The organism is Mesorhizobium sp. B2-1-3A (assembly GCF_006442655.1).
Taxonomy (GTDB): domain Bacteria; phylum Pseudomonadota; class Alphaproteobacteria; order Rhizobiales; family Rhizobiaceae; genus Mesorhizobium.
Genome location: NZ_VFWK01000006.1, coordinates 438,376 through 457,046, shown reverse-complemented (window position 1 = coordinate 457,046; position 18,671 = coordinate 438,376). Strand labels below are relative to the sequence as shown.

Sequence of the window (18,671 nt, the reverse complement as noted above, 5' to 3'; positions counted from 1 at the left end):
GAACAAGATGATGAACCTTGCCCAGCAAATCGACCAGGATGGCTATGACGTGCGCCGGTTTTCGCACGGGCTCTACATCGACGGCACGTGGCGCCCCTCTTCCGATGGCCGGCTCATCGATGTGGTCGATCCGTCCTCGGGGGCCGTGATCGCGGCGGTTCCCGATGCAACGCTCGAGGATGTCACAACGGCCGTCGAGGCCGCAGCCAAGGCCGCCAAGGGATGGCGAGAGACAGCGCCGCGCAAACGCTCGGAAATCCTTCGGCGCTGTTTCGAACTCATGGTCGAACGGTCTGAAACGCTCGCCATGCTGATCTCGCTGGAGAACGGCAAGGCGTTGCGGGACGCGCGTGGCGAGGTGGCGTATGCGGCCGAGTTCTTTCGGTGGAACGCCGAAGAAGCGGTCCGGATCACCGGCGAATTCGGCACCGCACCCTCCGGCACCAACCGGATCGTGGTCGACTATGAGCCGATCGGGATCTGCGTGCTGATCACGCCCTGGAACTTTCCCGCCGCGATGGCGACCCGCAAGATTGCGCCGGCACTGGCGGCAGGTTGTACGGTCATCCTGAAACCCGCCAGCGAAACGCCACTGACGGCCTACGCTTTGGCCGCGCTCTACAGTGAGGCCGGGGTGCCGGCCGGCGTCGTCAACGTCCTCACCACGACCAGTCCTGGTCCGCTGACATCGGCCATGCTGGCCGATCCGCGTGTCAGGAAGCTCTCCTTCACCGGCTCCACCGGGGTCGGCCGAACCTTGCTCGGCGAGGCCGCCAAGCATGTCATCTCCTGTTCCATGGAACTCGGCGGCAATGCGCCCTTCGTCGTTTTCGACGATGCTGATCTTGATGCGGCGCTCGACGGCGCAATGATCGCCAAGATGCGCAATGCCGGCGAAGCATGCACCGCCGCCAACCGCATCTATGTCCAGTCAGGCATCCACGAACGGTTCGCTGACGGGCTTTCCAAACGCATGGCGGCGCTCAAAGTGGGAGCGGGAACCAATGCCGATACCGAGTGCGGTCCGATGATCACAAAAAAGGCCGTGGACAAGATCGACCGTCTCGTCAAGGACGCGGTGGAGCGGGGAGCCAAGGTGCTTTGCGGCGGCTCGATTTTGGACAGCGAAGGCTTTTTCTATCCACCGACCGTACTGTCGGCGGTATCGCCCGAAGCCGAAATGGCGCATGAGGAGATCTTCGGGCCGGTGGCGCCCATCACCATGTTCGAAACCGAGGCGCAGGCCATCGCATATGCCAATGACACGGAATATGGCCTTGCCGCCTATATCTATACGCGCGATGTGGGACGTGGAATGCGTGTGGCGTCGGGTATCGAGGCCGGCATGATAGGGCTCAACCGCGGGCTGATGTCCGATCCAGCGGCGCCTTTCGGCGGCGTCAAGCAAAGCGGCCTTGGCCGTGAAGGCGGTCAGCATCACGGCATCGCTGAATTCATGGAGGCGAAATACATCGCCGTCACCTTCTGATCGGGCTCCCATGCAGAAAGACCCCTTCCGCACCCGCGACCACGTTGCCGATTTTGATGACATCGTGGCCGATATCGTCGCGCGCAGCGCCGCGACCCGGGCGACGCTGGCCATGGCGGGCGATCTCGCCTATGGCGAGCACCCTGCCGAGAAGCTCGACCTGTTTTTTCCGCCCGGCCGGGGCAGTAATCTTCCGGTTCATATCTTCATCCATGGCGGCTATTGGCGCATGTTCTCCAAAGCCGACTATTCCTATGTCGCGGATACCGTGACCAAGGCTGGCGCGATCGCGGTGATCGTCGACTATGCGCTGATGCCCGAGGTCAGGATGGCGGCGATCGTCGATCAGGTCCGGCGCGCCAAGCAATGGGTGCTGGACAACATCGCCAGCCATGGCGGCGACCCCGGCCGGATAAGCCTCAGCGGCCATTCCGCCGGGGCGCATCTGGCGACATTCCTGTTCGAAAAGACGCCGGCGCCGTCACACATCCGTGCAGTGCTGCTGCTGAGTGGCCTCTACGACCTGAAGCCCCTGCAGACGTCTTTCCTCAAGCCACTAATCGGCATCACCGACGAGGAGGCTTTAGCCTTCACACCAATGACGCGGCAACACGATCCTGATACCGCCGTGACGATCGTGGTAGGTGCCCAAGAAACGCCGCCATTCCAAAAGCAGGCGGCTGATTTCGCCACGCGATTGCGCGCGCACGGGCTCGGTGTCCGCAACCTGTCCCTGAAAGATCGGAACCATATGAATAGCGTACGGGATCTGGGCATCAGCGGCACGCAAGCTGGCGATTGCTTACTAGAAATTATCGAAGCGACGCGCGACTAGAGCATTTCACCGTTTCACGGAAACGGCGAACCGCTCTAACTCTTTGTTTTGACGCAATTCCCAAGGGCAAGCGCTACGCGCTTGTCCCGGGAAAACCGTTCACACTTTTCCTGGAATTGCTCTAGTCCGGCTGGGTTTCCGCGCAATGCCATAGACGGCGGCGGGCGGTATGTTCCGCAGCGTCCTTCCGATCCATCTTGCTTCCAACCCAAAGGTCTTCGAGCATCGCCAGGATCAGATCCGCCGCGTCAACTCCCTGGCGCAGCAGCGTGCGCGTGAGGACGCCGGTTGGCCCGAGTGACCGGTCCGCTCCATATGGCACGACCGATGGTGCCTCCTCTCGACTTGGAGGTTTTTCAGCCCCCTCACCCGCCGGATCTAGCGTACAACGCCGACGTAGTCTTCGACCTCCAACAAGGTCCGCTCAAAGAGGCAGGCTATCTCGTCGATATCGTCGTCGCCGATGATGAAAGGAGGACAAAACGCGATGATATCGTCTATCGGGCGAATGACGAGACCGTTGGCAAGCGCCTTGCGATCGAATTCCGCCCCGACCTTGAGTTCTGGATCGAATCGTTGACGCGTCTCTTTGTTCTTGACCATCTCAACCGCGAGCATGAGGCCTTCGCCGCGCACCTGGCCGACAATCGGGGAATTCGCGCCGATGGTTTGCAGCCGACCCTTGAGGAGTTTCCCGCGCTCCCTCACATGCCCGACGACGCCCATTTCCCTGTAGATCGCCAATGTTTCGAGCGCGACCGCCGCTCCCACCGGGTGGCCGCAATTGGTGAAGCCGTGGCCAAAGACGCTGCCGTCGCGGTTGAATTCGCGCACGCTCTCATAGATCCGCCGGGACACAATCACCGCCGACAGGGGGAAGTGCGATGACGTGATGCCTTTCGCCAAAGCCATCATGTCGGGTTTCATCCCAACGGTCTCCAGCCCGAACATGTTGCCTGTGCGGCCGAAACCACAAACGATCTCGTCGTCGAGGCAGAGAATTCCGTATTGGTCGAGCACTGCCTGGATCGCGGGGAAATACCCCGCCGGCGGCACCACGACGCCACCGCCGGCGTTTATCGGCTCGGCGATGAATGCCGCAATCGTCTCCGGCCCTTCCGTTTCGATCATCTCCCGCAGGTCTTCGACAAGCCTGGCGACAAATTGCCCTTCGGTTTCGCCCTGTCGCCCCTCGCGATAAAAGTCCGGGCAGCCGGTGTGGAGAAAGCCTGGCAAGGGCAGCCCAAACTCCCGATGCAGGCGCGGCAATCCCGTCAGGGACGCGCCAACGACGGTTGAGCCGTGGAACGCACGCTGGCGCGAGATGATCTTTCTCCGCGACGGGTTCCCATTCTGGGCGTGGTAAAGCCAGGCAAGCTTTACCATCGTTTCGATGGCTTCCGATCCCGACGTCGCGAAATAGGCCCGCCCATCTTCGAAGGGCGACATCTTGACGAGCTGCTCGGCAAGATCGACGCTTATCGCGGGCGTCTTCTGATTGAAGGTGTGATAGAAGCCCATCTTCTTGTACTGGTTCGCGGCCGCGTCTCCGAGCCTTTGGTTGGCGAAACCCAGCGAGGCACACCACAAGCCCGCCATGGCGTCTATCAACCTTCTGCCACCCTCCTCGAAGACATGGGCGCCCTCCCCATGCGTAAAGATCATCGGCCCTTGCCGTTCGAGGACGATGGGGCTGGTTTGGGAATGGATATGATAAAGCGTGTCGCGCTCGGCTACACTGTGATTGCTGCGGTCATTCATCATAAACTCTTGCCTCTGGCGGATCTGGCTTCGCGGCTCGCCCGGTTCGGAAAGCCGGAGGCCGGTCGGCAAAGCTCCGCGCTACCTGGAGCTTCGGCGCTCCAGGCGTTGAAAGTGGAGCGGCTCAGTTCAGCCTTTCGCCTGTCGCCTCGTCAAAGAGATGGACGTTCTGGAGTGAAATGCTGATCGGCAGTATCGACCCAGGACCCACGGTCAAACGTTCGCGAGTCGCGCAAATCACATTCTGGCCCGCCAGTTTTCCAATGATCTGCGTTTCCGAACCCGTCGGCTCCACCACGACAACTTCGAGCGACAGTTTTCCGCTTGGATCGAAAGCGAGATGTTCCGGGCGGACGCTATAGATGGCCGGCGCCCGGCTCATACTTCCGGCCGAAGGCGAAAGAGGCAATCGAGTGCCGTCCTGCGCAATGAAACTGGCCGGCTCGTCATGGCTGACCTTGCCCTTGAGGAAATTCATTCCCGGGGAGCCGATAAAGGAAGCAACAAAGAGATTCTGGGGCCGATCGTAGAGTTCAAGCGGCGCTCCGATCTGCTCGATAACGCCTTGCCGCATGACCACGATCCTGTCAGCCATTGTCATGGCCTCAATCTGGTCGTGCGTCACGTAAACGGTTGTGGTTCGAAGCCGCTGATGGAGCTCCTTGATTTCCGTGCGCATCGCGACGCGCAATTGCGCGTCCAGATTCGACAGCGGTTCATCGAATAAAAAGACCGCCGGGTCCCGCACAATGGCCCGCCCCATCGCGACGCGTTGGCGCTGACCGCCCGACAGTTGTTTAGGGGTCCGTTCCAGCAGTTCCTGCAAGCCAAGGATCTCGGCGGCCCGCGCAACGCGTGACGCGATTTCGCCGGCGGGCATCTTCTTGATCTTGAGGGAGAACTCCATGTTCTCCCTCACTGTCTTGTGCGGGTAGAGCGCATAGTTCTGGAACACCATGGCGATGTTCCGGCTCTTCGGAGGAAGATCGTTGATCACCCGGTCGCCGATCCGGATCTGCCCTTCGCTCAGATCTTCCAATCCGGCGATCATGCGCAACAGCGTCGATTTTCCACAGCCCGACGGTCCGACAAGGACGACGAATTCGCCGTCCGATATATCGAGCGAGACCTTATGCAGGACGGTCACATTGCCGAAGCTCTTCTTGACGCCATCGATTCGTAGAGAACTCATTTCTTGCTCCTGCAAATTGGAGCCCTCACGCGAGGGGACCAAGGACCGTTAGTGCCGCTGAAGAACGCCTTCGATGATGTCGAGACCCTCATCGGCCAGCTCGTCCGTGATCGTCAAAGGGGGCGCGATCCGAACGACGTTGCCGAAGCGGCCGATTGGCGCCATCGCGGACAAACCGGCCTGAAGCAGTTCGCGAACGAACTGCTGGGTGAACTCCGGATCGGGCTCCTTTGTCTGCTTGTCCTTGACGAATTCCAACGCGAGGGCGAGGCCCATGCCACGGACGTCGCCGACGAAGCGGTGGCGTTCCTTCATCTCGTTCAGGCGCTTGACCATCTTCTTGCCGACGACCTCGGCGCGGTGGGCGAGATTCTCCTGCTGAATGACCTCGATCGAGGCGATACCGGCCGCGCAGGACAGCGGATTGGCGCCGTAGGTGCTGCTGAGCGAGCCGCGCTTCAATCCGTCCATGACGGAGCGGCGCGCGACGACCGCGGCGGTTGGCAGACCGCTGGCGATACCCTTGCCGAGGACGACGACATCCGGAACGATCTCGTAGTTCTCGAATGCGAACATCCTGCCAGTACGCCCGAAGCTTGCCTGGACCTCGTCGAAGATCAAAAGAATATCGTGCCGTTTGCAGAAGTCGCGCAGGCCGTGCACGAAGCGCTTCGAGGGGATGATCGAGCCGGCGCCGCCCTGGTAGGCCTCTGTGATGAGCGCCGCGACGCTGCCGGTCGACTGGGTCTTGAGCACAGTTTCGAGGTTGGCCAGGCAACGCGCATCGATTTCTTCTTCCGTGCCTTCCATACGGTAGTAATCGGGGAACGACGCGCGCAGGATGCCTGGAACAAGCGGCCCGAAACCAGCCTTCGAGCCCACCATGCCGCCAACCGACATGCCGCCAAACGTGCGTCCATGGAAGGCGTTGTCGAACGCAATGACTTCCTGCCTTCCGGTCGACACGCGTGCGATCTTGAGGGCTGCGTCGATGGCCTCGGAGCCACTGCTGAGGACCAGGACGCGCTTGAGGTCTTCAGGCATCAGGGAGGCCAGCTTCTCGACGAATTTCGATCGCAGGGGGTGGGCGGAGTCGTAGCAGTTCAAGAGGACCGCTGCCTGGTCCTGAACAGCCTTGACGACCCGCGGATGGCAATGGCCGGTATTGGTGACCAGCACGCCAGAGGTGAAATCGATATACCGATTGCCGTCGACATCGGTGACGATACAGTCCTTCGCGCTTTCCCAGATGAGCGGCATCGGGGTGCTGATCGAAGGCGAAAGGAACTGCTCCTGGAGGTCGAGGACGGCCGTGCCTTTTGGCCCGGGAATCTGGTAGCTTTGCATGGTGGTCTCAATTCTCAATAATGGTTGGTGATCAGGGCGCGCGCCTTATGCGTCGGCCTCTTCGGAGAACCCGTAGACTTCACGGGCGATTTTTTCAGAGATGAACCCTTCCAGCAGGTCTTCCTTGACCTGCTCCCTGCTGCGGGCTGAAGGATCGCCATAGCCACCACCGCCCGGAACGGTGATCTTGATGCGATCCCCGTCTAGAACGCGGATGTTGGCGAACTTGCTGGTCGAGACCTTGTTGTAGGCTTGCGACACGGTCTGCCATTCCTGGCTCCCGTTTTTTTGAATGAACGTCGAACCGAGGCCACCCGTTTGGCCGCCGAACAGCGACCATGGCGCAACTTCGTGGTGGTCGGTGCATTGACTGACGGTGATTTCCTTGGCGGTCGCCACCAGGGTGCGGGTAAAACCAAGGCCGCCGCGGTGGGTGCCGGCGCCACCGGAATCCTGGCTGATCGCAAAGTTCTCAACGCGCCAGGGGTAACGGGTCTCGAAGACCTCGGTGGGGTTGAGGCGGCAATTGCCGCTGATCACGACGACAGCGTCGTTTCCGTCGGAGTCGGCTCGCCCTCCCCAACCGCCGAACATGACATCGTAGCAGACGTAATAGTCATCTGTGTCGGGATGCCGCCCGCCGAACACAAAGTTGCCGCCGGTGCCGGCCTCGGACGCCATCACACGATCCGGAACACATTTCGACATCGCACCGAAGACGATGCCCGCGAAACGGGGATGCAATTCCGTATTGCCGGCCACTTCGGGCGCCGGATAGTTCACGTTGGCCAGCGTCCCCGGCTTGGCGACAATACGAAGTGGGCGGAATGCGCCGGAATTCTTGGGGATCGACGGGTCCGTCAGGTGAAGAAAGGCGTTGTATGTCGCGCCCATGGCAACGCCAAGCGTTGCATTGATCGGTCCGCGAGCCTGCGGATCCGTCCCGGTGAAGTCGGCAACGATTTCGTCACCCTGGACATAGACATCGACATGCAGCTTATGTCTTTTGCCCGCCTCGATACCGTCGTTCTCGACGAAATCCTCGAAGGTGTAATGTCCGTCGGGGAATGCCGCGAGTTCGGCACGCATGCAAGTCTCGGAATAGTCCATCAGGTCCTGGCAAGTCTTGACGAAGACGTCCTTGCCGTATTTCCGGACCAGTTCGGTGATGCGGCTGACACCGAGATCGACCGCGCCGATCATCGCGCGAAAGTCGCCGTAATTGTGCTTTGGTGTCCGGACGTTGGCGAGCAGCATCTTCCAAACGTCGACATTGTCCTCACCTTTGACCCTGATCCTTACCGGGGGAACACAAAGCCCCTCGTGGAAAATCTCGGTCGCCTCGCCGTTGAAGGCCCCAGGCACCGTGCCTCCGATTTCGGCGACATGGCCGATGCAGGCGGCAAAGCCCAGCAGTTCGCCATCGACATAGAATGGCTTGATGAGTGTGTGTTCCGGCAGATGCAGGCCACCGCGGTGGGGATCGTTATGCATCACGACGTCACCCTCGCTGAAGGAGTCGAGGGGTATTTCCTTGGTGATGGTTTTCACGATCAAGGGCATACCGCCGATCATCGAAGGGCAGAATTCGCCGACCGCGATCAGATCGCCATTGCGGTCCGCAAGCGCGCAGGTGAAATCCAGACCTTCGTTGAAGATTGTCGAATAGGACGTCTTCATCATGAGAATGCCCATCTCCCTGCAAATGGAGACCATCGCGGAATCGAGGATGTTCATGGTGACGACGTTGCGGGTGCCAAAAACGCCGTTGGCCTCCCTTGGGAGTGGAAGGGGGGCCGGCGAAGTGCCGCTCTCACGCCGATCGAACCACTCGACGCACCACTCGGAACAGAACAGGCCGCTTGTGCCGCCGGCTTTCCTTGTCAGCCCGTCCTTGTAGATAAGAAGTCCGCAATTGCAGCACTTCACGTATCGCTCGACATAGTAGCCGTTGTCGGACAGTTTCATTTCAGGGACTCCGCAAAATTCTTGCCGTGCACGATGCTCGCCGGTGAGACGTCACTTCTTCTCTATGATGATGTGGCCATAGGCATCGATTTCCGCCCGGTGCCCCGGACCGATCACGGTGACCGAAACGGCCTCTTCGATCAGCGCCGGCCCGGCTATCTTCACGCCGGCAAGAAGGGTCTCGCGCTTGAAGATAGGGACCTCGATGGCGCCTTCTTCGAAATGCACCAAGCGTCGGGCGACCGGTGTCGCCGAACCATCGCCAACGGCAAGCTTGTGAAGCTGGGGGGTTGGCGTGTGTCCGATGGCCGTGACGATGAAATTGACGATCTCGACGGTTTCGCCCGGAAACTTGAAGCCGAAGCGGGCTTCGTGGGCATCGTGGAAACTGTTCCAGAGCCTATCTTCCTGGCTGGTCTCGAAGAGCTTCCGATCGATCGGAAGCTCCAATTCGTAATTCTGGCCGTGGTAACGCATCTCCAACGAACAGAGCACCGCGATGCTATCGGACTTCTGCTGTCGCGAGAGATCCGCGAGCGTTTCCTCGATCAACTGGCTTAGAACCGTGGACGCACGTTTGGCATCATAGTCGAACGATGTCATATGCGTCGTGCGTTGGCGGTCCACGCGGGCATCGGTCAAGGTGAAGCCGAAGGCCGACTGCTGGCCAGGATGGTTTGGCACGAGGCCGCGAGGGATGCCCGCCATATCCATGAGTTCGCTGATATGCAGCGGACCGGCGCCGCCAAAGCCCATGAGGGTGAAATCGCGCGGGTCCAGCCCACGCTCGATCAGCACGCTACGCAGGGCTCCTTGCATGTTGTTGTTGGCGATATGGACGATCGAGAGGGCGGCCCGCTCGCGCGTCAGGCCGAGCGGCGCGGCGACCTTGTCCATGGCATCCATGGCCGCGGCGAGATCGAGTTTCATCTTGCCGCCCAGGAAATTCGCGGGATTGATGCGTCCAAGCAGAACGTTGGCATCGGTGACTGTTGGTTCCGTGCCACCCTGGCCATAGCAGGCAGGTCCAGGGAAGGATCGCGAACTTTCCGGTCCGACACGCAGCATGCCGCCCTTGTCGATCCAGGCGATGGAACCACCGCCGGCGCCTATCGTGCGCACGTCGATCATCGGAATCTGGATCGGCACTCCCCACTCGATCTCAAACTCCGTCGTGAAGGTCTCCTGTCCATCGCGGATAGTGGCGCAATCCGTCGACGTGCCGCCCATGTCGAAAGTCACGAGCGACGGCAATCCAAGCAGATTTGCCAGGTGCTTGGCGGCGACGACTCCACCGGTGGGACCGGAAAGTGCCAGTTGAATGGGGGTCTCGGATGCCGCGTCCAATGTCATCTCGCCACCGTTGGAGCGGATGACCGACACCGATTTGCCGATGCCGTTCTCCTTCAGCCGGTCGCGAACGCTGTCCATCTGGCGACTGACGATCGGCTTCAGCGCCGCGTCGGCGATGGTGGTTGATGCCCGCTCATATTCCTTCCAGCGCGGAAGCACATCATAGGAGATGGAAACCGGCAGCGCCGGTGCCTCTTGCGCGAAAATCGCCTTGACGCGCTGTTCATGGGACGGATTGACGTATGAAAAGAGCAACACGACCGCCACGGCTGCGATGGTTTCGTCGTTCGCCAGCTTCCTGGCGAGTTCGCGAACCTGCCCGTCGTCGAGTGGCGTGACCACGTTGCCCTTGTTGTCGATACGCTCGTCGAGCTCGTAGCAGTCCCGGCGCTTGACCAGCGGCCTGGGCTTCTTCCAGCTCAGGTCATAATGGAAGCGGCGATGACCGCGCTGGATAAAGAGGACGTCCTTGAAGCCGGCGGTGGTGACATAGGCGATTGGCGCAACAGTACGCTCAAGCAGCGCATTGGTCGCAACGGTCGTGCCGAGGCGCACGACATCGATCCTGTCACGGTCCTCGAACTGTTCCAGGCCCCGCAGGATACCGGCGACCGGGTCGCCGGATTCCGACAGTGATTTCCAGACGGTCGTCTTGCCTGTCGCGGCGTCCTGCGCAACGAAGTCGGTAAAGGTCCCGCCGACGTCAATTCCCAACATAATCGTCACCGGATATGCTCCTGAAAAAGGTAACTGCTTGTTTATCGAGGCGGATGATCGAGGCTACTTCACGCCACCCATGGTCAGACCGCGGATCAAGTGCTTGCGGGCAAGCAGCGCGAAGAAGGCCACCGGCACATAGGTGATGACGGCGGTCGCACACAGATTGCCCCACAAGACGAGCCGGTCGGTGACGAAGCCGGCAGCTGCCACCGGCAAGGTCTTCGCGTTGAAGTTCGTCAGGATCAATGCAAACAGGAATTCGTTCCAGCAGAAGATGAAGCAAATGATGCCGGCCGCCGCGATGCCAGGTGCTGCCAGAGGCAACACGACCTTCAAGAATGCGCCACCGCGAGAGCAGCCATCGACCATGGCCGCCTCGTCGATTTCGGCAGGAACTTCGCTGAAGAACCCACGCAGCAGCCAGATGACGAAACCGATGTTGAAGGTGGTGTAGGCGACGATCAGGACGAGCTTGCTGTCGAGAAACCCGAAGGAACGAGCGATCAGGAAGAACGGCAGCACGACGGCAACAGGAGGCGTCATTCGCGTTGAAAGGAAAAAGAACGCGATCTGTTCGCGGCCGCGGAAATTGAAGCGCGCCAGGGCGTAAGCCACGGGTGCTCCAAGCGCCACGGAGAGTACGGTGCTCACCGTTGCGACGATCGCGCTGTTCATGAGGCTGCGCCAGAGCACCGGCTGCGAGAAAATCTGGCGGTAGTATTCGAAGGTGGGAGTGAAGAAGAACGCGGGCGGGTTCTGCGGGATGAGGTCAACGGGTTTGATCGATGTCAGTACCGTCCAATAGATCGGAAAGCCGAAGAACAGGACGATAACGGCGACCGCGGTATAGATCAGGATGTTCGAGAGAAGGCCTCTGGTGCGCATCATGCCACCGCCTTGGAATTGAACGAGCGGATCATGATCCTCACAAGGACGGTGATGGCAGCGACGTATATCAGCGAATAGGCCGCCGTCTGACCGATCTGGAAGTATTTGAAACCGTAGATGTAGATGCGGAACCCAAGGAGTGCCGTGTCGTTGGCGGGTCCGCCATAAGTCATGATGAAGACCTTGTCGACGAAGCGGAAGCAGTCGATCAGACGCAGCAGGACCACCGAGACTATGATGGGTTTGATTGCCGGCAAGGCGACATGCCACTGGACCTGCAGCCAGTTCGCCCCATCCAGCCGGGCCGCCTCGATGCTGTCCTGGGGAACCGATTTCAGGCCCGCCAGGCAAACCAGGAAGACAAGCGGCGTCCACTGCCATACGTCAGTGATGACAAGCGAGGCCATGGCGAGGCCGGGCGTCGTCAACCAGGACAAACGCTCAAAGCCGAGCACTTCCAGGAAGTAGTTCAAAATTCCGTATTCGGCATTGTAGATCCATCGCCATATGAGGCCGACAACAACCTCGGACATCACCATCGGCAGAATAAGAATTGCGCGGATCCAGCCCTCGCCCTTGAAATTCGTGTCGAAAAGAAACGCAATAGCGAGGCCTAAACCCACCTCAAGCACCATGCAGGACGTGACATATATCACTGTCCTGCCGATGGAATGCCAGATGTCGCTGTTGAGAAAGAACCCCAGGTAGTTTTGCAAGCCGACGAATTGGAACGAGTTCAGCTTGGCCAGATTCCAGGTATGGAAGCTCAAATAGACAGTATAGACCAACGGGCAGATTGCTACGATCAGCATCAGCACCAGTGCGGGACCGACAAGATAGAAAATGCTGCTTTTATCTGCTTGGTTCATCAAGGCACTCGTTGCGATCGGGTCAAAGAGCGGTGCGGCTCCAGGCCTCGGCCTGGAGCCGTATCCGTCTTCAGTAGCCGGCATCCTTCATGAACGATGCGACGCGGGTTGCCGCTTCGTCCAATGCTTCCTTCGGGCTCTTGGTGCCCGCGAAAGCCGCGGAAAGTTGCTCGCCGATGATCTGGTCGACAGCTGCCCATTCGGGAATGAGCGGCACCGGCCGCGCCGTGTCGATCGTCTTGGTCTCGATGTCGCCCTTGACCGAAGGATACATCTGCTCGATGTCCGCGTCGTTGTAGATTGACTTGCGCCAGCTCATCGCACCTTTAAGCGTGGCGGCCTTGGCGCGTTCGACACCCTGTGCCCAGACCGTGAAGAGGTAGGCAGCTTCCGGGTTTGCGGCGCTGGTGGGAACAGACGCCGTGATGCCGGCCAGCAAGCTCACACGTTTCCCGTCATGCGAGACCGGCGGAGCGCATTCGAACTTGTCGATGATCTTGGAGTCCTTTCGAGCAACCGAAGCCAGGTCCTGGAACGTCCAGGCCATCGCGGCATGACCCTGCATGAAGGAAGTCCATTCCTCGGTGATGTGGTAGGCGCCGACACCCGGAGGCGAAAGCTTGCCAAGCGCAATATAAGTCTCGAGCGCCTTGACTCCTTCCGGGCTGTTGAAGATCGGCTTGAAATCCTTGTCGAAGAAATCACCGCCATACGTCCAGAGATAACCGGACCAATCGTAGACGATACGAGGTTGTTTTGCCGACATCACGTATCCGTAGGTGCCATTCTTCGGATCGTTCATCGCTTCCGCGTATTTCAGCAGGTCGTCCATGGTTTCAGGCGGCTTGTCAAAACCAGCCTTCTTCAGAAGATCCGTGCGGTAATAAAGCGGATTGAAGCCTGCGATCCACGGAATTCCGTATGTCCCCTGCGGTAGCTTCCAGACGTTGTCCTTTGCATAGGCACCGGAAATTTCCGTGGCGAAGAAGTCGTCGGGATAACCGAAGTTGGCGGGGGTGAGTTTACTGTCCGAAAGATACGGCGTCAGATCGCGGATCCATCCGGCTTTCGAGAATTCCGGGGTCCACATCGTGTCGTACCAGACGACATCATAGGTCGGGGCGCCACCGACGAAAGTCGTTTTGAGCTTTTCGTACATGACATCGAAGGAGATGTCCTCGAACTCGACTTTGATGCCTGTCTGCTTGGTGAATTCGGGCGCCATCGCCTTGAAGACATCGGCCCACTGACTTGACTGTGTGCCAACGTGGATCGTAACGCCATCATAGGGCTTGTCCTGCGCAAAGGCGGAACTACCCGCATAAACTGAAGCTGCGATCGCAGCTGCAACGACGAGAGTTTTTTTCATATTTGGTTCCCTTTTTTACAATTTTCACCCACATCCACCCGCGCTCCCGCACAGGATTCCGAACGCGTGATCGTCGAGTAGAGCTCCAATCTCGCGCAACTAAGCACTTGATTTAAAGAATTTTTATATCGTTCCCTTGGCGAGCGATGGCTCGCTCGTCCTTGTCGTTGAGCGTCATCAAATATTCAAAAGTCGAGGGTGTCAAGAACAAATTGGCCTTACCACCTTACCACCAGATAGCTTAAACAGCTTGACCAAATTTGAGACGCCCGCTAGGTACGAAACGGGAAGGAATCTCCGTCGATGCTCCTGCAGACAGTCGAAACACAGCGCCTCTACCAACTCGTCGCCCAGCAGATTGAAGACATGATACGCACGGGCAAGATCGAGGCCGGGGCCCGCCTGCCGTCGGAGCGAGAGCTTGCCGCCCAGCTTGGCGTCAGCCGTCCCTCCGTCAGGGAGGCAATGATCGCTCTCGACATAGCCGGGCTCGTGGAAATCCGAACCGGATCGGGCATCTATGTGCGACATGATCTGCCGCCGAAAGGCGATGACAGTGTTGCCGCCCCGTCAATGTCCCAAAGAGATGCGGGGCCGTTTGAAATCCTGACGGCCCGGATGACCATTGAACCGCACGTGGCGGCCGAGGCGGCACGGAATGCCACGGCCGAGGATATCGCCGCGCTCTGGCGGATCATTGAAAAAATGAAGGAGCCGACAGATCCGCGAACCGGGCTCGAACGCGATCGCGAGTTTCATTTCCTGGTGGCCTGCGCCACCAAGAACATGACCCTTGCGCGGATCGTCGATGAATTGTGGTCGCATCATTTTACGCCGATGCATTCCGGGATCTCGACCTTGACGGGGCTTTTCCATACGGACGCCATGGATATCAGCGACCACACGGAGATCGTCCGGCACATCGAGGCTCGATCCGTTGTCGCCGCTCGCAAATCGATGAAGGCTCATCTTAATCACGTTCGAGCAATCTTGTTGAAGGCCTAGTGCCGATCGACATTTATGGATTAGGCGCGACGCAAGCCAGGCGAAGCCAATCCTGGTCATAGGCGCCGTTGCCACCTCCACACTCCAAGAGAAAGCGCGCGACAATGGTGTTTTGGCGGCATTCGGAAGTCCGGCGACATGGCGCCTTTTTGCGAGCGATACTGCCATGAGCGCCCGTCTCGGTGACGCAACACTGTCATTGCTTGCTCCTGGCGTAGTCACGCCGGCTTATCGGCGATCGGCTGTCACCCCGGGTATCGTTCACCTGGGGGTGGGTGCGTTTCATCGCGCCCATCAGGCTGTTTTCGTCGATGATTGCTTAAACCGCGGCGAGCACGAATGGGGCATTGTCGCGGTCTCGCTCCGCAGCCCGGAAACGCGAGACGCCCTGAAACCGCAGGATTGCCTCTACACACTGATCCAGCGCGACGGATCTGGGGATCGTCTCAGAGCGATCGGTTCGCTGCTCGATGTCGTCGTCGCGCCGGAATCGCCCGAACAGGTGCTTCGGCACCTGGCCGATCCGCGCATACGAATCGTGACGCTGACGATAACCGAGAAGGGGTACACGGCGAATCTGGCCACAAGGACGGTGCTTTGGGATCACCCCGATATCCAGCACGACCTCGAGAACCCGGGCAGGCCACGAACCGCGCTCGGTTACCTGACCGAAGGACTCAAACGCAGGCGCGATCGTGGCATCGCCCCCTTTACCGTGCTTTCCTGCGATAACCTTCCATCCAACGGCAGAACGCTGAAGGCCTTGCTGGTCCAGTTCGCTGGTAACGGCGATCGCCTGCTTGCGAACCATATCGAACAGCAGGTGGCCTTTCCATCGAGCATGGTGGATCGGATCGTACCGGCCACGACCGACGACGATCGGGCCGAGGCGGCGTCACGTCTCGGAGCCGAGGATGCATGGCCCGTTGTCGCCGAACCGTTCTCCCAGTGGGTCATCGAAGACCATTTTCCGGAGGGCCGGCCCGGACTCGAAGCAAGCGGCATGGAGTTCGTGACCGACGTCGAGCCCTATGAACACATGAAGCTCCGGCTTCTGAATGGCGCGCATACCACCATTGCGGCGATCGGGCAGAGCGCGGGACTGGCGACGGTGGCGGACGTGTTTGGCGAGCCTGTCGCGCAGCGCTTCATCTCGGCCTACTGGAAGGAGGTTTCGGCCACGCTCGACGCGACGGTCGACGCGGTTCGTTACTGCGAGCGTCTGGCCCAGCGATTCCTGAATCCGGCATTGAGACATCGGACGGCCCAGATTGCCATGGATTCATCACAGAAACTTCCGCAGCGCATCCTTGCTCCACTCGCCGAACTCACCGACGCGCGAAAGCCCGCTGGCGCCGTCGCCTTCGCCGTCGCCATCTGGATGCGGTCCTGCCTTGGCGTGAACGAAAGCGGTGTCGCGAATTCCGTCAGCGACCCAGCGCTGGCCGCCTGGCGCCGGGATCAGGACCTGTCGGCCCTGTCGGCTGCCGAGATCGTCGATGCGTTCCTTGGCCTTTCTTCTGTCTTCGACGCGCGATGGCGAGAGAGAACCGGGGTTCTGGACGAGATCACAAGCGCACTCGAGCAGATCAACCGCGTTGGAACGCTGTCGGCGATTGCCGGGGCATTTCCAGAGAAGACTTGAAAGGAAAGGCAGTGGAGCAGACCTGGCGATGGTTTGGCGAGCAGGATCCCATTCCGCTCGACCATGTCAAACAGACCGGAGCAACCGGTGTCGTCACCGCCTTGCATCACCTGCCGGCTGGACAGGTGTGGCAACCCGAGGAGATTGCGAAGCGCAAGCACGTCATTGAAGAGGCCGGCCTCAGCTGGAGCGTATGCGAGTCGATCCCGACCGAAGACAGCATCAAACGCGGCGACGCCAATGCAAGACGAGCGATCGACACATGGAAGGACAGTCTCGCCAATCTGGGACGGGCCGGTGTTCCGGTCGTGTGTTACAACTTCATGCCGATCCTCGATTGGACCCGGACCGACCTTATGTTTCGGCTCCCGACGACCGGTTACGCGCTTCGCTTCGATATGATCGATTTCGTGGCCTATGATGTGTTCATGCTCAAGCGCAATCGCGCTTCGCAGAGCTATGACCCATTGCTTGTCGAGAAAGCCGAACAACGAATTGCCGGGAAAAGCGAGGAGCAGAAGAAGCTGCTCGAGACGAATATCATCGCCGGTCTTCCCGGCGGCGCTTCGGCGCAGACACGGTCTTCCATCTCGTCGCTGATCGAATCCTTTCAGGGTATCGATGACGAAACCATGCGCGGCAATCTCTTCGCCTTCTTGAAAGAGATCGTTCCGGTGGCGGAAGAGTTCAACGTCAGGCTCGCGATTCACCCGGACGATCCCCCCTTCCCGCTGTTTGGGTTGCCTCGCGTCTTATCGACGGCATCCGACATCAGGAGGCTGCTGACAGCATACGAAAGTCCAGCCAATGGCATCACGCTATGCACCGGTTCGTACGGCTCTCGCCCGGACAATGATCTTGTGGCGATCACCAGGGAATTTGCTCATCGGGTGAACTTCGCGCATCTGCGAAACACGACGGTGGAACCCGATGGCTCATTCTATGAGGCCGAGCATCTCGAAGGAGATACCGACATGGTGACGGTCATCGAGCTTCTCCTGAGGGAAGAGGAAGAGGCTGGGCGACAGGGTCGGCGTCCGCGCATCCCGATGCGGCCGGATCACGGCCATCTCCTTGCCGGAGATATAGATCGCCAGACCAATCCTGGCTATTCCTATAATGGACGCCTCAAAGGTCTGGCGGAACTCAGGGGCGTCATACGCGCCTTGACGCGCGGCATTTAAAGCTCGTCGACTGAAACCTTGCGACGCAGATCCCTATTCCAATGCGCCGCACTTTCCCCGCTTGCCGGACGCGTGGATGCTGCCGGCTTGCGCACGCCAGCGCGCCGGGCCTTGGCGGCTGGCGATGGTGATCGTTGTCCACCGCCCGTGCATCGGCTCACGGCAACGAGCGCCGCGCGACGGTTCTACCTACTGAGGCCGAGACCTCGTGCGGCTGGCCCAATTCAGCCCTCGCCGCAGGATAGTACCCATGGACGGATTGTCGAATTCCTCAGGGACATGGCCGAGTGCGCTGAAGAAGACGCGGCCGTGGCCGAACGGCTTTTTCCAAACTGTCGGCATAACCACGCCGTCGATCCAGGGATAGTCCTCGCCGGTGAAACGGACGGTCGCCAGCACCTCGTTCGCCGGATCAACATGCATGTAGTACTGCTCAGAATGATATTCGAAGTCGGAAATACCAGCCATGATCGGGTCGTCCCGGCGTGCGATCTCAACCGTATAGCGTTTTATGCCGCCGGGTTCGCGCACATAGGCGCCGCCGACCATGTAGCGGAACCGGTCGTTGTCACGGAATCCGTCGGCCATGCCGCCATGGAAGCCCCCAAGTCCGACACCCGACCAGATTGCCGCCCAGAGCTTCTTTGAGGTGTCGACACTCATCTGGCCCACCGTCCAGTTGGGAACGATCAGGTCATAGCCGGCGAGATCTTCCAGGTCATAGGCACTGAGCGTTTCGCTATGCGTCACGGCGAATCCGTCTTCCTCGAGCATCGACCTGACGCGCTCGCCGGCCTCGACGGCGCGATGCGGCGCGTAGCCTCCGGAAATGATCAGACACCGCCTCATGAAATCCCTCTTCACCTTTTGGCTATCCACATTGTGGATGCGCATACCGTATAAAACAACAATTGTATCAAATTTTCAAGGCGAACGAAGGCGTTATCGCGAGAGGTCTCGCTTATCGATCCTTGACGGCTTCCCTGATGCATCTCATAGAACAATTATTGTTGATATTTATTCCAAGTTGCGCGATGTTGCCGGGG

The 18,671-nt window shown here is 59.6% G+C and carries 14 protein-coding genes; 5 read left to right on the top strand and 9 right to left on the bottom strand.

Annotated features, from left to right (window positions below):
• The first annotated feature begins 10 nt into the window (after positions 1-10).
• Both FJ977_RS26535 and FJ977_RS26530 read left to right on the top strand, forming a co-directional pair.
• A complete protein-coding gene (locus FJ977_RS26535; protein ID WP_140775111.1) occupies positions 11-1,489 on the top strand; it encodes an NAD-dependent succinate-semialdehyde dehydrogenase in 1,479 nt (492 codons plus the stop codon).
• 10 nt (positions 1,490-1,499) lie between these two features.
• Complete coding sequence (locus FJ977_RS26530; protein WP_140775110.1) at positions 1,500-2,324, top strand: alpha/beta hydrolase; 825 nt, start codon at positions 1,500-1,502, stop codon at positions 2,322-2,324.
• Between the two features lie 378 nt (positions 2,325-2,702).
• Here the strand turns inward: FJ977_RS26530 and FJ977_RS26525 are convergent, their stop codons facing one another.
• The 8 genes from FJ977_RS26525 to FJ977_RS26490 form a co-directional block, all read right to left on the bottom strand.
• Positions 2,703-4,085: an aminotransferase gene (locus FJ977_RS26525; RefSeq protein ID WP_140775109.1), complete on the bottom strand. Its 1,383-nt coding sequence runs from the start codon at positions 4,083-4,085 to the stop codon at positions 2,703-2,705.
• Positions 4,086-4,209: 124 nt separating this feature from the next.
• Complete coding sequence (ugpC, locus tag FJ977_RS26520; protein WP_140775108.1) at positions 4,210-5,277, bottom strand: sn-glycerol-3-phosphate ABC transporter ATP-binding protein UgpC; 1,068 nt, start codon at positions 5,275-5,277, stop codon at positions 4,210-4,212.
• A 48-nt stretch (positions 5,278-5,325) separates the two neighbouring features.
• Positions 5,326-6,624, bottom strand: coding sequence for an aspartate aminotransferase family protein (locus FJ977_RS26515; RefSeq protein ID WP_140775107.1), 1,299 nt, complete (start codon positions 6,622-6,624; stop codon positions 5,326-5,328).
• Positions 6,625-6,669: 45 nt separating this feature from the next.
• Entirely contained in the window at positions 6,670-8,592 is a 1,923-nt protein-coding gene (locus FJ977_RS26510; protein ID WP_140775106.1) for a hydantoinase B/oxoprolinase family protein, read from the bottom strand.
• Positions 8,593-8,643: 51 nt separating this feature from the next.
• Positions 8,644-10,662, bottom strand: a complete 2,019-nt coding sequence (locus FJ977_RS26505; protein WP_140775240.1) for a hydantoinase/oxoprolinase family protein — start codon at positions 10,660-10,662, stop codon at positions 8,644-8,646.
• 63 nt (positions 10,663-10,725) lie between these two features.
• Entirely contained in the window at positions 10,726-11,553 is an 828-nt protein-coding gene (locus FJ977_RS26500) for a carbohydrate ABC transporter permease (protein ID WP_140775105.1), read from the bottom strand.
• Positions 11,550-12,422 carry a sugar ABC transporter permease gene (locus FJ977_RS26495; protein WP_181180080.1) on the bottom strand — a complete coding sequence of 291 codons (873 nt, stop codon included), beginning with the start codon at positions 12,420-12,422 and terminating at the stop codon, positions 11,550-11,552. Before FJ977_RS26495 ends, FJ977_RS26500 begins: the two co-directional genes overlap by 4 nt.
• 70 nt (positions 12,423-12,492) lie before the next feature.
• Positions 12,493-13,791 (bottom strand): sugar ABC transporter substrate-binding protein, encoded by a 1,299-nt coding sequence (locus FJ977_RS26490; RefSeq protein ID WP_140775103.1) that lies wholly within the window; start codon positions 13,789-13,791, stop codon positions 12,493-12,495.
• 303 nt (positions 13,792-14,094) lie between these two features.
• Between FJ977_RS26490 and FJ977_RS26485 the strand changes: the two genes are divergently transcribed.
• The 3 genes from FJ977_RS26485 (at position 14,095) to uxuA (ending at position 17,625) form a co-directional block, all read left to right on the top strand.
• Positions 14,095-14,796 carry a FadR/GntR family transcriptional regulator gene (locus FJ977_RS26485; RefSeq protein WP_140775102.1) on the top strand — a complete coding sequence of 234 codons (702 nt, stop codon included), beginning with the start codon at positions 14,095-14,097 and terminating at the stop codon, positions 14,794-14,796.
• A 166-nt stretch (positions 14,797-14,962) separates the two neighbouring features.
• Complete coding sequence (locus FJ977_RS26480; protein ID WP_140775101.1) at positions 14,963-16,441, top strand: mannitol dehydrogenase family protein; 1,479 nt, start codon at positions 14,963-14,965, stop codon at positions 16,439-16,441.
• 11 nt (positions 16,442-16,452) lie between these two features.
• Entirely contained in the window at positions 16,453-17,625 is a 1,173-nt protein-coding gene (gene uxuA / locus FJ977_RS26475) for a mannonate dehydratase (RefSeq protein WP_140775100.1), read from the top strand.
• 189 nt (positions 17,626-17,814) lie between these two features.
• On the opposite strand, the gene FJ977_RS26470 is transcribed toward uxuA, so the two are convergent.
• Positions 17,815-18,474 carry a ThuA domain-containing protein gene (locus FJ977_RS26470; RefSeq protein ID WP_140775099.1) on the bottom strand — a complete coding sequence of 220 codons (660 nt, stop codon included), beginning with the start codon at positions 18,472-18,474 and terminating at the stop codon, positions 17,815-17,817.
• Positions 18,475-18,671: the final 197 nt, after the last annotated feature.

What these genes read in the sequence shown, in the direction of transcription:
- FJ977_RS26510 (WP_140775106.1), bottom strand. Translation starts at nt 8,592, where the DNA reads ATGAAACTGTCCGACAACGGCTACTATGTCGAGCGATACGTGAAGTGC.
- ugpC (WP_140775108.1), bottom strand. Translation starts at nt 5,277, where the DNA reads ATGAGTTCTCTACGAATCGATGGCGTCAAGAAGAGCTTCGGCAATGTG.
- FJ977_RS26500 (WP_140775105.1), bottom strand. Translation starts at nt 11,553, where the DNA reads ATGATGCGCACCAGAGGCCTTCTCTCGAACATCCTGATCTATACCGCG.
- FJ977_RS26480 (WP_140775101.1), top strand. Translation starts at nt 14,963, where the DNA reads ATGAGCGCCCGTCTCGGTGACGCAACACTGTCATTGCTTGCTCCTGGC.
- FJ977_RS26485 (WP_140775102.1), top strand. Translation starts at nt 14,095, where the DNA reads ATGCTCCTGCAGACAGTCGAAACACAGCGCCTCTACCAACTCGTCGCC.
- FJ977_RS26530 (WP_140775110.1), top strand. Translation starts at nt 1,500, where the DNA reads ATGCAGAAAGACCCCTTCCGCACCCGCGACCACGTTGCCGATTTTGAT.
- FJ977_RS26505 (WP_140775240.1), bottom strand. Translation starts at nt 10,662, where the DNA reads ATGTTGGGAATTGACGTCGGCGGGACCTTTACCGACTTCGTTGCGCAG.
- FJ977_RS26515 (WP_140775107.1), bottom strand. Translation starts at nt 6,624, where the DNA reads ATGCAAAGCTACCAGATTCCCGGGCCAAAAGGCACGGCCGTCCTCGAC.
- FJ977_RS26470 (WP_140775099.1), bottom strand. Translation starts at nt 18,474, where the DNA reads ATGAGGCGGTGTCTGATCATTTCCGGAGGCTACGCGCCGCATCGCGCC.
- FJ977_RS26535 (WP_140775111.1), top strand. Translation starts at nt 11, where the DNA reads ATGAACCTTGCCCAGCAAATCGACCAGGATGGCTATGACGTGCGCCGG.
- FJ977_RS26495 (WP_181180080.1), bottom strand. Translation starts at nt 12,422, where the DNA reads ATGAACCAAGCAGATAAAAGCAGCATTTTCTATCTTGTCGGTCCCGCA.
- FJ977_RS26490 (WP_140775103.1), bottom strand. Translation starts at nt 13,791, where the DNA reads ATGAAAAAAACTCTCGTCGTTGCAGCTGCGATCGCAGCTTCAGTTTAT.
- FJ977_RS26525 (WP_140775109.1), bottom strand. Translation starts at nt 4,085, where the DNA reads ATGAATGACCGCAGCAATCACAGTGTAGCCGAGCGCGACACGCTTTAT.